This window comes from Lonsdalea quercina subsp. quercina (assembly GCF_000688695.1).
Taxonomy (GTDB): Bacteria; Pseudomonadota; Gammaproteobacteria; order Enterobacterales; family Enterobacteriaceae; genus Lonsdalea; species Lonsdalea quercina_D.
The window spans coordinates 37,735-50,936 of the sequence record NZ_JIBQ01000002.1 but is presented as its reverse complement, the minus strand read 5'-3'; the positions used below and the strand labels follow the sequence as shown (position 1 = coordinate 50,936).

Genomic DNA, 13,202 nt, shown 5'->3' with positions numbered 1-13,202 from the left:
TGTTATTCGTCCAGTAGGGTTCGATAGAGCGCGATAAGCTGCTGAGAAAGCTTTTGCGGCGACGCATCGATAATGCGCGCCCGAGCGGCGTCGCCCATGCGACTGCCGGGTGCGGCGGCGGGCAGCGCCATCACGGCATCGGTCAGCGCCGGGATATCGAGCGCATCGCAGACGAAACCATTTTCACCGGCCCGGATGAATTCCGATCCGCCGCAGGTCGTGGTCGTGATGACGGGGAGTCCGCAGGCCATCGCTTCCAGAATCACGTTGGGGAAGGGGTCGTAGAGCGTCGGCAGCAGCAGGCCGTCGGCCGCATGATAGTAAGGCTGCGGATCTTTCTGCATACCGGTAAACCGGATACGCGATTCGCATCCCAGTGAGGCCGCCAGCGCCCGGTATTGACGTTCCGCTTTATCCTGTCCGACGACGATCAGGTAGCGGTCCGTTCCGGCGATGGCCCGGATGGCGGCCGCCAGCCCTTTACGCTCGAAGCCGGAACCGACGTAAACCATGACGCATGCGTCCTGCGGCAGCGTCAGCGCGGTGCGCATTGCCCGGCGCTGCGACTCTTCCGCAGGTAAAAAGCGCGTGCTGTCGATAGCGTTATAAATGACGTGGATCTTGTCTGCGCTGAGACCGAACTCTTCGATAATTTCCTGTTTAATCAATTCTGCGTTGCAGATGACCGCTTTCAGCTGCGGCGCCCGGTACATATCGCCTTCGGCCTGCATGACGTAGCGATGGAATCGGTTGGAGAAAAGTAACGGTTTGCGCCAGGCGGGAAGCAGACGCGCGCGCTGCATGAGCCAGCGACGATGAACGCCGTCGCCCGCGCGATAAATGTCGCATCCTGCGATACGTTCGTGGCTCTGCACCAAATCGAACTGCTCTTTCTGCCACAGGGCGCGGGCGGCGTTGGCGAATCCGCGTTCACGCCCGACTCGGGTCCAGTAGCGGGGATGACACAGGTGCAAATGCCAGTCCGGCTTCTTTTCACCCTGCCACTGACGCGTAATAACGTTCAGCTGTAAATCTTCATCTTCAAGCGCTTCCAGCGCGCGGCTCACAAAGCGTTCGGCGCCGCCGTCCGGCCGATATTTCTGCCGCACGATGGCGAGGCGAAAATGACTCATGATAGTTGTCTCCGTACCGCGGCCGTTACCGCCTCGACGGGGATCAGGTCGAGATAGCGTTGTTGTGTGCCGGTATCTATATCATCCGGATCGGGTAGCGTGCCGTAATCACCGGCCCAGATCACCTCTCCCGGCGCCTGCCAGGGACGCCAGAAGTGAAGTTTGGAAGGACCGAACAGGGCGATGCTGGGCGTTTGCAGGGCGGCGGCCATATGCATAGGGACGGAATCTACGCCCAAAAACAGGCGGGCATGGTCGATAAGCGCCGCCAGCTGGCGCAACGTTAGCTGGCCGGAGAGCGAGACCACGCCGTGGGATGGACAGCGCGCGAGAATGTCAGACACCATCTTTTGCTCTTTGGTCTCCGGTCCGGATGTCACCACGATCGTGTGCCCGTCCTGCTGCAGTGCGGAAATCGTCGCCGCCATATTCTCTTCGCTCCAGCATTTGAACAGCCAGCGGGAGGTCGGCTGGACAACAATGTAGGGGCCGTCAACCTGCTGCTGGCGCAGCTTTTCCTGACACTGCGCCCAGTCTTCGGCGGTATATCCCATCGTGACCTGCGTGCTGACGGAAGGAATGCCTAGCGGCGAGAGAATGGACAGATTTTGTTCCACGGTGTGCTGATGCCCATGCTGCGCGGTGCTGACTAAATCGCTGTGGCAGTAACGCCAGAGCGGATGCTGACGCTTATCGAAGTCAAAACCCAGACGAACCGGCGCACCGGTCAGTTTCGCTATCAAGGCGCTTCGCCACTGATCGGCCAGGTTGATGACGAGATCGTAGCGCTGATGACGCAGCAGGCTGATCAACTGCCACTCTTTGCTGAGCTGGGTCCGCAGCCCCTGTTTCTTCCATTGGCGATCGATGGCGAAAATGCGATGGATGCGCGGATGGGCTACCAACATGTCCTGCGTTTCGAGGTACAGCAGTACATCGATTTGGGCATCCGGATAAGTTTGACTCAGGGTGTTGATGACCGGAGTGGTTAACAGCATGTCGCCATGATGGCGAAATTTTATCAGCAGAATGTGCCTGACGGCATGGGCTGTGGTGTGATTCATCAGCGGCGTTTCTCATTGCAAGCAGAGGGCGATTTTAGATGACATCGCCAGGAGTGGCTACTATTGATCCCCGGCGAACTGTGTTCTCCGTTTAATCTGTGTATCAACATCTTCAGTTACAATAATTACTTTTCAGGGCGACAGTAGCGGTTTAGGCTGCCCACGTCACCGACTTACGTAAATTTACGTCCTAAGATTATCAGGCGCAATTTCCATGTGTAAACCAGCATTTATCATCACGATCGACACGGAAGGAGACAATCTCTGGCAAAATAATGACAGGATTTCGACAAAGAATTCTCATTATTTGCCACGGTTTCAGCAGCTCTGTGAAAAGTACGGTTTCAAGCCCACCTGGTTGACGAATTACGAGATGGCGTTGGATCCCGCCTATATAGAGTTCGCCAGGGATGTCATTGCCCGAGACCAGGGAGAGGTCGGGATGCATCTGCATGCCTGGAACAATCCGCCTGAGTTTGATCTGACCGGGAATGATTGGCGCTATAAACCTTATCTGATTGAATACCCCAAAGCGCTGATGCGGCAGAAAATCGAGTACATGACGTCGTTACTCGAAGATACGTTCCAGCGCAAAATCCGCAGCCATCGCTCTGGCCGCTGGGCGTTGAACGAAGAGTACGTTCAGCTGTTGATTGAGTATGGCTATGAGATTGACTGTTCCGTCACGCCGTTGGTGAACTGGCGGTATTCGCCGGGCGACCCGGATGGGCAAGGCGGCACAGACTACAGCCGCTTCCCACACAACGCTTACTTCATGGACCCGACTAACATCGCGCAGCCGGGGAACTCCACGTTACTGGAAGTGCCGATGAGCATTCAGTATAAGCACAGCGGCTTCCTCAACGCGATGACCCGGATATATGATCGCCTGCGCGGAAAACAGCGCAGCGCTTCCGTGAATTGGGTGCGGCCGAAAGGCGGCAATCTGCGTCAGATGGAGTCGGTGGTGGAAAAAGTGTTGGCCGACGGTAGCGACTACGTGGAGTTCATGCTCCACTCGTCGGAATTTATGCCGGGAGGCAGCCCGACATTCACTACCGAGCAACATATCGAAATGCTCTATCGCGACTTAGACGCGTTATTCGCCTCGCTGGCAGAGAAAACAGAGGGCAAAACGTTGTCGGAATATTATCAGGGAATTAAGGCTGTTTAGATGAAGAAAGGCTGGAAATTTAAGCTCGTTGATCTGTTTTTGCATCTGTATACCCGCGGCAAGGGGCGGCTTCAGCCTCCGCAGCAGCTCGTTACGGAGAGCGCGTTCTCCCATATCGTCATTTACTCCACCACCGCGCTCGGCGATTTGATGTTCAATACGCCGGCGATCCACGCGGTGCGCCAGCGCTTCCCCCAGGCGAAGATCACGCTGGTCGTGCATAAGAAGCTGGAAGCCTTCGTTGAAGGTGGGGAAGATTGGCAGCATGTCGTGTGCTGGAATACCAAAATCAAAACGGTTCCTCAGCTGGTGCGGGACATTCAACAGTTCGGTATCCCCGACTTGGCCATCATTCTGCATTCACACGATCCTTATGATTATCTGAGCGCGGTGATGTCAGGGGCGAAATACGTACTGCGTGATAACTATGTCGATGGCATCACGCCGATGGATCGCTGGCTGGCGGGATATGTCATCGGGTTTCGCGGGCACGTTATTCAGCGCAAGCTGGCGCTGGTTTCTATGCTGGGGGCGGACATCAGCGATATCAGCATGCGCATTCCTTTTGCGGTGCCGCCTGTCGACAAAGCCGGGCGCGGCACGGTGATTGGTTTTCAGATGGGAGCCTCAACGTCTGAGCGCTGCTGGCCGGTTGAGTCTTTCGCCGCGGTGGCCGAGCATTTTCTCGCTACGGACCCGACCTGCCAGATTGCGCTGACGGGGTGGTCTGGGGATAGTCCATTGGCCGAGTCGCTGCTGCGGCAGGTCGATCCGGCGCTGCATTCACGCATCGTCAACCATATCGGTTCGTCCAGTTTGAAAGAGCTGGTGGGGTTGATCAACGGTATGGATGTGCTGGTGACCGGAGATACCGGGCCTCTGCATATTGCGATAGCGCTTAAGGTGCCGACGGTGAGTCTGTTTGTGACCGCGGAGCCGCACAGTACCGGCCCTTATCAGGATCCGGACTTGCACGATGTGATTTACGGCGCCACCAATAATCTCGCTATTCAGCAAGGTCATGTGATGGAGGCGATTGAGCCTCATCTGGTGATTGACCGGGTAGCGCATCGTATTGAGCGGATAAAGGCGAAAGCGGACGGCATGACTCACTGAGGCGGTGCGGCCCTCTCTTTGATGGCCTGCTTCGTTGAGCCAATAAAAAAACGCCCCTGACGAAAGCCAAGGGGCGTGATGTTTAGCGGGCCAGAAAACCGAACAGATATCTGAACCACCACATGGGTTTCCAGAGCGTGTTTTTCTTTCGCGCAGGCGGCGTACGGTGGACGTTTTTCACGATTTTCCAGCTGAAGTTCAGAAACATTCTGCTGTGGCCGAACTCTTCGCCGTAGGTTTCGATCTCATGTTTCTTTTTATCATCGACGGGCGTATTGGCCGAGAGATCGCGGTCGAGCGTGTGATACGACTTATTACGGTTCACATTCCTTTCGGAACACAGGTATTTCTTGGATAGATAACGCTGAATGGAGCCGTGATACTTCTGGTATTTCACGAAGCGATAATCTTCCGCTCCGTAGTTGCCCGCAAACTCCTCATCGTAGCCGAAGAAGCGCATAAAACGGGCGCGGGACATGAAGAACAGGTTGGAGTGGCCTTTGTAGATTTTCTGCGGATTTTCCGCCGAGTTACGATAGAGCTTGAAGAAGGTACGTCCCGGATTACGCCTTTCCGTCATGTAGCGCAGCGTATTCTCATGGATGATGTGGTCGAGATCGGTCATGACGATTTTGTCGGACTTGGCGTACAGCACGCCGAGGTTCCGTGCGCCGGCCTGGTTCCAGGGAATGTTCTCGTTAATCTTGAGCCAGACAAGGTTCAGGTTGAATTCAGGAATCTCGTAGCTGACCGGGGAGCCGTCGTCGACGATGACGAACTGGATGACGTCCAGCAGATCGGGGGAGTATTGCTCGTACTCGCGCAACAGCGAGATAACGGACTCGATATCGCTTTGGTTGCAATAAAAGTGAGTGACGTAGCTTAGTTTGATATGGGACTTATCAACCCTGTTAATTTCTAGAATGTTTTCCATGACGGCCTGTGAGTAAATAATAATTAATCTAAAGTTATTATATGGTTGAATACACTGTATGCAATAAAAAACGGAATACCATCATGGCGTTGATGATATTCCGTATACCTTTAACCGTTCGCGGTTTTTGTGGACGGCACCGATTTATAGGCAATAATCCCCAAGAGTAGCCCGCTCAGGAACATATATTCTTCCATATAATGATCTAATAATATTCTGTCTACCATTGACCGGAAGAAGAAACCGCTCGAAAGAAGTAATAGCACTACGCCAACGGTTTTGTTTTCTTTAAAGAATGCCCGAATGGATATTTTGAATATCATAAGATTGTAAATAATCCACAGTAGCATTCCGAGAACGCCGTATTGCAAACCATATTCCAGAAGACCGCTATGACTATGGCTGATATCGATTAGCGGATTGTGATATTTCTCATGCAACCGTTGTAAAAATGCGGTTTTGCTGGTGCCAATTCCCAACGGATGTTCCACGATAAATTCCGTTGCCTGATGGACATAGGCGATACGACAGGCGTTAGAGTGGCTGACCGGCGTGCCGTCCGCGTGCAGCGGGACTACGCGTTCCGGGCTATTGAAAATAAAACAAAAGCTATTGCTGGGGGCATTCCAACCAATTTCTACATCTTCTTTGATGCTTTTCCAGCGAGGATCTTTTTCATAGGAAAACAGGCCGACGCTCACCACCGTACAAATTATAAGCAGAGAGTACAGGCTTAATTTCCACAAATTAATGGCGTGGATTTTTCTAATAATAAAGACCAAGCTGATGGATAATATTCCAAAGATCATGCCGACCGTGCCCCAACGGGTATTGGCAAGACCGGTGGCGATGACGTTGGAAAAAATCAGCGCGACGACAACGCCGGTATTCAGCGTCAGCAGTCGGCGATTTTCCAATATGCGTAACAGTAAATCTGAAAAAATGATGATGCTTATCAGGTTGATTTGAAAGCTGAGTTCCAGTCGGGATGGGAAGATATAGGTTTCCCCCCACATGATAACCCCGGACCTAAAGTAGATATATGCAATCGTCAGAATATGGAGGAAGATGGGTGCCCAAAAGCTCAAAATAATGGCGGTAATCAGTTTTTTATAGCTCAGATTTGGAAAATTGAACGCCATAATCGAATAAAAGACCAGGCCGTAGACAAATAACATCAGCGGCCTCATCCATTGACTGTGCCAGGCCCTCATCGTGTCGTGCAAGTGGGGGGAAAATAAGAGCGCGCATGACAACGTTACGACGGTCATTATGCCTAATATCACCAGCACATTTTTTATCTTGCCTGTGTCCAAGTTTTGCAAAAAGCGTCGGTCTTTGAAAAAAAGTAACAGGGAAAAAACGAAGGCGCCGTAAATAAGTAAATTTCGGTGGAAAGGTAAAAGTTTGCTGGGAATAGCCCAAAAAGAACACAGCAATAACGTTATTGCCAATAAAAATAGCGCAATGGGTTTACGGCTCGATATCGACATATTTACCTTCTGGGAAAAATCACCAGCTCCCTTTCTTACATTCTGTATTTTCGTATAAACAAGGTTAAACATGACATCAAAGTATCCCATTGATGAGAGGGAATAGTCTTATTTGTCATTTTTTATACTTAGAAATCATGTTTTTTGATCGATCGACAAGCGGGAAAAAATATCGGCGCTGGTTATTGAACGCATCGTTTTATCAGGGGATACGACGGCAATCTGATTTTTCCCGTATCCGCCGATTAATCCCGGATCCGTCGGGCCATAAAGCGTAATATTTGGCCGATCGAGCGCCGCCGTCAGGTGGCTCAGCCCGGTATCCACCGATACGACGGCCTTTGCGCCAGCTAATACCGTCGATACCTGTTCCAGATTGAGCCGCGGCAGCACATCCACGTGGGGAAAGCCTTTCGCGAGTCGCAACGCGCGCTGGTGCTCATGTTCCGCTCCCCACGGCAGCTTGATGCGTAGGCCACTCGGTTGCGTCAGCGCGATCAGTTCGCGCCAGCGGTCTTCCGGCCAATGCTTCTCGTCACGGGTGGTGGCATGCAGGAAAACCAGATAACGCCCGGCGTCTTCCGGCGGAGAGGCCAGGAATTTAGCCGCAATCGAATAATCCCCGGTTTCGGCAGGGCGGCGATAGTTCAGGCTGATAGAGAACAGNTCGCGAATGCGCTCGACGGCATGCTGCTCGCGCGCCACTCGGTGGCGGTATTGATAAAACCAGCTGGCCAGCGGCTCGCGGGCGCTCTTCCAGTCCAGCCCGTGCTTATTACCATGCGCCAGACGCGTGACCAGCAGCGCGCTTTTGATCAGTCCCTGTGCGTCGATGACCGCATCGTAACGTTGGGAACGCAGCAGCTGCTTGAACGTCGAACGCTCCTGGCGAACGGCGGCGCTAAACCAGCTTTTGCGCCAGCGGCGAATCGCCACCGGGATGACCCGGTCAACGGCCGGATGCCAGCCAGGGATCTGGGAAAATCCCTCTTCAACCACCCAGTCGAATTGGATGCCCGGCACGGCGTGCATCGCGTCGGTCAAGGCGGGTAGGGTGTGCAGGACATCTCCCATCGAGGAGGTTTTCACGATCAGCACTCTCATGCCTGCGCCCCTCGCGTATTCACATGTTTTTCCAACGCGTTCAGCACCTGTTCCGGATGAATGTCGATCAGGCTCTGATGATACCCCTGTTCCGCATCGCCTTTGCGCACGCGGTGATAGCCGCTGATCAAGCGGATCACTTCCGCATCGTTGGAAAGCGGCGGAGTAAAGTCGGGACTGCTAGGACCGTAGAGAGCGACGAGCGGCCGATTCAGCGCGGCGGCGACGTGCATGAGACCGGAGTCGTTGCTGACCACGGCTCGGCAGGCGGCCAGCAGCACGACCGCCTGATCCAGCGTGGTGTTGCCTGCCAGATTGAAGCAATCGGCCTGAGCCTGTGTCGTCAGAGCGTTGCGAATGTCTTCGCCTGCCTGACGGTCGTTGGCTGAACCGAACAGCGCGACCTGATAGCCGCGTTCGATCAGCGCTTGAGCCAGTGCGCCGTAGTGGTAATGCGGCCAGCGTTTGGCCGGACCGAATTCCGCGCCGGGACAAAACCCGATCAGCGGCCGGTCGCCCGGCAGACTGAACTCGGCGAGTGCCGCTGAGATTTCGGTCTCGGAGACCTGCAACTGCGGCCACGGCAGCGACGCGGGCAGATCGTCCGCGCTGTTAATCGCCTTCGAGTCATAGCCGAGCGCGACGTATCGTTGCACCATCAGCGGAAAGGCCGCCTTGTCCAGCACGCGAACGTCATTCAGCAATCCATAGCGCATTTCGCCGCGCCAGCCGGTGCGCTGGGGTATCTTTGCGAAAAACGGCACCAACGCGGATTTGAATGAGTTAGGCAGGACGTACGCACGGTCGTAGCGCTGAGGCCGGAGTGCGACGCCCAGACGGCGACGCTCACCCAGCTGGAGCGCGCCGTGACCTAGCGGCATAGCGAGCGCTTGATTCACTTCCGGCATGCGCGCCAGCAGCGGACGGCACCAAGCCGGCGCCATCACGTCGATGACGGCATCCGGATGTTCGGCCTTGAGCGTGCGATAAAGACTGTGCGACATCATCATGTCGCCAACCCAGGACGGGCCGATTACCAGAATTTTCATACCGTTCGAGATCCCCTACGGTAACGCAGGATTATGCGTCGCGGTTAAGCCAGGCCATGTAGTCGGCTACGCCTTCAGCGACGGTGTGGAACGGTTTGTCATAACCGGCCGCGCGCAGTTTGGTCAGATCCGCCTGAGTGTAGGACTGATAGCGGCCCTGCAGTTTTTCCGGGAAGGGAATGTACTCAACGCTGCCGGTCTTGTGGTACTCCAGCACGGCGTCGGCGACGGCCTGGAATGACTCAGCCCGGCCGGTCCCACAGTTGAAAATACCGGAGACGCCCTGTTTCCAGAACCACAGGTTCACGGCGGCGACGTCGGCGACATAGACGAAGTCGCGCTTGAAGCTTTCGCTGCCGGAAAACAGCTTCGGATTTTCGCCCTGATGGATTTGTTGATTCAGGTGGAACGCCACGCTGGCCATGCTGCCTTTGTGGCCTTCACGCGGCCCGTAGACGTTGAAATAGCGGAAGCCGCAGACCTGCGAGCCTGCGTGCGGCAGGATTTCACGCACGTACTGATCGAACAGGAATTTGGAGTAGCCGTAGACATTCAGCGGCTGTTCGAACTGACGCTCTTCCACGAAATCCTTGCTACGTCCGCCATAGGTGGCGGCGGAAGAGGCATACAGGAAGGGGATGCTGCGTTCCAGGCAGTAATGCAGCACCTCTTTGGAGTACTGATAGTTGTTATCCATCATGTACTTGCCGTCCCACTCGGTGGTGGAAGAGCAGGCGCCCTCGTGGAAAATCGCTTCGATATCACCCAAATCGTCGCCGGCGACGATATTGGCGATGAAATCTTCTTTATCGATGTAGTCGGCAATATCCAGATCTGCCAGGTTGGCGAACTTGGTGCCGTCTTTCAGGTTATCAACTACCAGAATGTCCCGGTAACCTTGGTCATTCAACGCTTTCACGATATTGCTGCCGATAAAGCCGGCGCCGCCAGTCACGATAATCATGGGAATTACCCTTGCTAAGCTGTTAGGTGAGGCACCGCGCCTCACGCTATCTATTGGGCGCTATCATAGCATTTCATTTTCCAGCGGACAGCCTGGCATTATTTTTCTGCCGGCGGCGTCCCGATGAGGGGAGCGCCCATCCAGGTTTGCCAACGTTGCTTGAGATAAACGACGGGAGCGCTGTTGCCCATGTGCTCACTAAGTTGGCTAAGCACCTGCGGCGGGGGCATCGGCGGCAGCTGGCGTTTAGTGCGGCACTGTTGCGGCGCGCGAAACGCGTTTTTCGATGCGGTGTAGACCGGCAACGGCCGGTAATGCTGCGGCTCCTGAGGTTCGTTCAACAACTGGCTAGGTCGCACCNGTACGATATCGGAGGGCAGGGTGGGCAGCATCTGTTGCAGTACACGGAGGGTGTTGGGATGCGGATGGCCGATGGCGATGGCGGAACCGTTGCGGCGGGCCAGCTCGACTGCCCGGCTGAACTGTTTGCGAATGTCGGCTTCGTTCTGGCTATCGTCCAGAAAAACCCTGCGCTTGACGACTTTGACGCCAGTGCCTTCCGCTGCGCGGCTGGCCTGACTGCTGCCGATTGTCATGCTGTCCAGAAAGTAGAGCGGGTAAGCGGCCATGGCCTGCATGACTTTCTGCATTCCCGGCAGGCTGGCGGTCATAGCGCTGCCCATGTGATTATTCAGCCCGACGGCATAGGGGACTTTGCTGACTGCCTCGCGCAGAATGCGCTGAATCTCTTCGCTGCTCATGTCCGGACGCAAAGTGTCGCGCTCCAGCGGCTGCTTACTCATCGGGGCCATGGGCAGATGGATCAGGACTTCGTGGCCCTGCTGGTGAGCCTCCGTCGCCATTTCTCGTGCGTTCGGCGCATTCGGCAGCACCGCGACGGAAATCGCCGTCGGCATAGCCAGCACCTGGCGTTCATTGTGGAGGCGGTAGCCGAAGTCGTCGATAACGATAGACAGTTTGCCGGCCCAGGCCGGAACAACCAGGCCACACAGGGCGATAGCCGAGATAACGCGAGAAATGAATGGACGCAAAACTACCTTCCTAACCAGGGGAGTGGGTTAACGGCCTGACCTTGACGTCGAATTTCAAAATAGAGCGCCGGCTGGCTTTGTCCGCCGCTGGTGCCGACGAGCGCGATAGGTTGACCAGCCTTGACCTTGTCGCCGACGGATACCAATGCGCTCTGGTTATATCCATACAGGCTCATGTCGCCTTTACCGTGCTCGACCACCACCATCAGCCCGTAGCCTTGCAGCCAGTCGGCCATCAGCACGCTGCCGTCGGCGATGGCTTTGACCTCGGTGCCTTCCGGCGCGCCGATCACAAGACCTTTCCAGCGGAGTTCGCCTTGCAATGGCTCGCCGTACCGGTGCAGGGTTTGACCGCGAATCGGCCAGAAAGCCTGTCCATCCGGTTTTCCCAGACCGCCGGTGCGCGCCATCAAAGAACGTTCGCTATCGGTAGGGGTGTAGCGGGTGCCGCTGCGTTTCGCCTTGTCTTCTTTCTCTCTGACGCGCGCGGCCTCCCGAGCTTCTCGCTCGGCGCGCGCGCGCGCTTCCCGTTCGGCGCGGGCGATTTTGTCGCGCAGGCGCGCTTCGTTTTGGCGCAGTTCGGTCAGCTGCTGTTGGTCTTTTTCTAGTGTGCTTTCCAGCGTGCTCAGCGTCTTCTGGCGTTCGCCTTGGGCCTGTTCGAGGGTTTTCTGCTGCTGCTGTTGTTCGCTGAGCAAACTTTGCTGACGCGCCAGCCGGTCTCCCAGCGCCTGTTTTTGCTGCGCAAGGTCGGTGCGCGTTTGCTGCAGATGGGCGATAGATTCCTGACGGGCCTGATTCAGATATCCGAAGTACGCCAGAATGCGTTCGCGACGCTGGCTTTCCTCGCCGCTCAGAATGAGTTGAATTCCGCTGTGCTGACCCTGACGGAAGGCGGCATCCAGCTGTTGTGAGAGCAGTTGCTCCTGCGCTTTCTGTCGCGACTGCAGTTTGGCGATGGAGGCGTTGAGCGCCTTGATTTCCTGCGCGAGACTCTCCAACGTGCCGCGCGTTTCGCGCAGCTGGCGGCTGGATTGTGAAATCGACTGTTCCTGCCGTTTCAACTGCTCCAGCAGCGCGCTGCGGCGTTGCTGTTGCTCTCTCACGCTCTTCTCTTTAGCCGCGATATTCTGCTGCAAAGATTTGAGCTGTTGTTGGCTGTCGTCGGCCGCGCTGCAAAACGGCAACAGCAAAGCGCCAATGCATAATGCACTGGCGCAGCGAAGTCGCCGGCGTTGCCGGCCTGTTGTCCGTAACGGTACAGAAAACGCGCTTTTATTCATGATGATGGATTATTCCACGATGCACAGCCGCTGACCAGTTGTCTCACTCAGGGTTTCTATTACTAACTGTGTGCGAGAGACGCCAGCGCAGGCTGCAATGACATCAATAATAGATAAGCGGAAGGCGCTCCGCATAAAATGATCGTTCGCGGCGCTTTATGGCGGGATTTTATGTAGCTACGCGCAGATTCGCTCCGCGATGTTGGCTTTCAGGCTGTAATTGCCCTATCGCGCAGGTATACTCAAACACCTCAATATTGATTGCTTAACTGATTCCGGAGTCGTTACACCTCATGCAAGACATTATGCAAGAGATTATGCCATTCGTTAGCAGACACCCGATCCTCAGCCTGGCCTGGGTTGTGTTGCTTGTTACGGTTATCGTGCTTACGTTTAAAAGTAAGTTTTCGAAGGTGAAAGAGGTTGCTCGTACAGAAGCAATCCGACTCATCAATAAAGAAGATGCGGTCGTTGTGGATTTGCGTACGCGCGAAGAGTATCGCCGTGGACACATCGCAAGTTCTATCAACCTGTTACCTAACGATATTAAAAACGGTAGCTTGGGCGAACTGGAAAAACACAAGGCTCAGCCTGTCATCGTGGTCTGCGCTAACGGGATGTCTTCTCGTCAGCCGGCGGAGCAGCTTTTCAACGCGGGCTTTACCCACGTCGTGATCCTGAAAGAGGGTCTCACGGGTTGGAGCGGCGAGAACCTTCCACTGGTGCGCGGCAAGTAACCCGGACGGCTGTCCGTCGCGTCCGCGGCAATGATTGACCGGGCGCGGGGCTTTAGCGATGGCGTTGACTTTCCGCAGACAGGGAAGCGCGTCAAGGAAATC

General features: G+C 55.2%; 12 protein-coding genes. 3 read left to right on the top strand and 9 right to left on the bottom strand.

Going from position 1 to position 13,202, the window contains the following annotated elements; all coding sequences use genetic code 11:
• Positions 1 to 2: 2 nt before the first annotated feature.
• Positions 3 to 1,133, bottom strand: a complete 1,131-nt coding sequence (locus SB13_RS00360; protein ID WP_026738448.1) for a glycosyltransferase family 4 protein — start codon at positions 1,131 to 1,133, stop codon at positions 3 to 5.
• The gene (rfaQ, locus tag SB13_RS00355) at positions 1,130 to 2,200 is read right to left on the bottom strand and encodes a putative lipopolysaccharide heptosyltransferase III (RefSeq protein WP_394296359.1); all 1,071 of its coding nucleotides are present in this window, start codon (positions 2,198 to 2,200) and stop codon (positions 1,130 to 1,132) included. Before rfaQ ends, SB13_RS00360 begins: the two co-directional genes overlap by 4 nt.
• 211 nt (positions 2,201 to 2,411) lie before the next feature.
• On the opposite strand from rfaQ, the gene SB13_RS00350 reads away from it, so the two are divergent.
• Both SB13_RS00350 and SB13_RS00345 read left to right on the top strand, forming a co-directional pair.
• Positions 2,412 to 3,371, top strand: coding sequence for a polysaccharide deacetylase family protein (locus SB13_RS00350; protein ID WP_026738446.1), 960 nt, complete (start codon positions 2,412 to 2,414; stop codon positions 3,369 to 3,371).
• Positions 3,372 to 4,487: a glycosyltransferase family 9 protein gene (locus tag SB13_RS00345; protein WP_026738445.1), complete on the top strand. Its 1,116-nt coding sequence runs from the start codon at positions 3,372 to 3,374 to the stop codon at positions 4,485 to 4,487. It begins immediately after the preceding gene.
• 82 nt (positions 4,488 to 4,569) lie between these two features.
• On the opposite strand, the gene SB13_RS00340 is transcribed toward SB13_RS00345, so the two are convergent.
• From SB13_RS00340 to envC, 7 genes are all read right to left on the bottom strand, one after another.
• Complete coding sequence (locus SB13_RS00340; protein ID WP_026738444.1) at positions 4,570 to 5,421, bottom strand: glycosyltransferase family A protein; 852 nt, start codon at positions 5,419 to 5,421, stop codon at positions 4,570 to 4,572.
• Positions 5,422 to 5,531: 110 nt separating this feature from the next.
• A complete protein-coding gene (locus SB13_RS00335; protein ID WP_160168626.1) occupies positions 5,532 to 6,986 on the bottom strand; it encodes an O-antigen ligase family protein in 1,455 nt (484 codons plus the stop codon).
• Between the two features lie 63 nt (positions 6,987 to 7,049).
• On the bottom strand, positions 7,050 to 8,018 hold the full coding sequence (rfaC, locus tag SB13_RS00330) for a lipopolysaccharide heptosyltransferase RfaC (RefSeq protein WP_026738442.1): 969 nt from the start codon (positions 8,016 to 8,018) through the stop codon (positions 7,050 to 7,052).
• The gene (gene rfaF / locus SB13_RS00325; RefSeq protein WP_026738441.1) at positions 8,015 to 9,067 is read right to left on the bottom strand and encodes an ADP-heptose--LPS heptosyltransferase RfaF; all 1,053 of its coding nucleotides are present in this window, start codon (positions 9,065 to 9,067) and stop codon (positions 8,015 to 8,017) included. Before rfaF ends, rfaC begins: the two co-directional genes overlap by 4 nt.
• Positions 9,068 to 9,098: 31 nt before the next feature.
• Positions 9,099 to 10,031 (bottom strand): ADP-glyceromanno-heptose 6-epimerase, encoded by a 933-nt coding sequence (rfaD, locus tag SB13_RS00320; protein ID WP_026738440.1) that lies wholly within the window; start codon positions 10,029 to 10,031, stop codon positions 9,099 to 9,101.
• Positions 10,032 to 10,129: 98 nt separating this feature from the next.
• Positions 10,130 to 11,083, bottom strand: coding sequence for a divergent polysaccharide deacetylase family protein (locus SB13_RS00315; protein WP_026738439.1), 954 nt, complete (start codon positions 11,081 to 11,083; stop codon positions 10,130 to 10,132).
• 2 nt (positions 11,084 to 11,085) lie between these two features.
• Complete coding sequence (gene envC / locus SB13_RS00310) at positions 11,086 to 12,363, bottom strand: murein hydrolase activator EnvC (protein ID WP_026738438.1); 1,278 nt, start codon at positions 12,361 to 12,363, stop codon at positions 11,086 to 11,088.
• Positions 12,364 to 12,665: 302 nt separating this feature from the next.
• Here envC and SB13_RS00305 point away from each other — a divergent pair, with 302 nt between their 5' ends.
• Positions 12,666 to 13,100, top strand: a complete 435-nt coding sequence (locus SB13_RS00305) for a rhodanese-like domain-containing protein (protein ID WP_026738437.1) — start codon at positions 12,666 to 12,668, stop codon at positions 13,098 to 13,100.
• Positions 13,101 to 13,202 lie beyond the last annotated feature (102 nt).

Excerpts from the sequence above, each read along its gene's own strand:
- SB13_RS00360 (WP_026738448.1), bottom strand. The coding sequence starts at position 1,133 with ATGAGTCATTTTCGCCTCGCCATCGTGCGGCAGAAATATCGGCCGGAC.
- SB13_RS00350 (WP_026738446.1), top strand. The coding sequence starts at position 2,412 with ATGTGTAAACCAGCATTTATCATCACGATCGACACGGAAGGAGACAAT.
- SB13_RS00345 (WP_026738445.1), top strand. The coding sequence starts at position 3,372 with ATGAAGAAAGGCTGGAAATTTAAGCTCGTTGATCTGTTTTTGCATCTG.
- SB13_RS00340 (WP_026738444.1), bottom strand. The coding sequence starts at position 5,421 with ATGGAAAACATTCTAGAAATTAACAGGGTTGATAAGTCCCATATCAAA.
- SB13_RS00335 (WP_160168626.1), bottom strand. The coding sequence starts at position 6,986 with ATGTTTAACCTTGTTTATACGAAAATACAGAATGTAAGAAAGGGAGCT.
- rfaF (WP_026738441.1), bottom strand. The coding sequence starts at position 9,067 with ATGAAAATTCTGGTAATCGGCCCGTCCTGGGTTGGCGACATGATGATG.
- rfaD (WP_026738440.1), bottom strand. The coding sequence starts at position 10,031 with ATGATTATCGTGACTGGCGGCGCCGGCTTTATCGGCAGCAATATCGTG.
- envC (WP_026738438.1), bottom strand. The coding sequence starts at position 12,363 with ATGAATAAAAGCGCGTTTTCTGTACCGTTACGGACAACAGGCCGGCAA.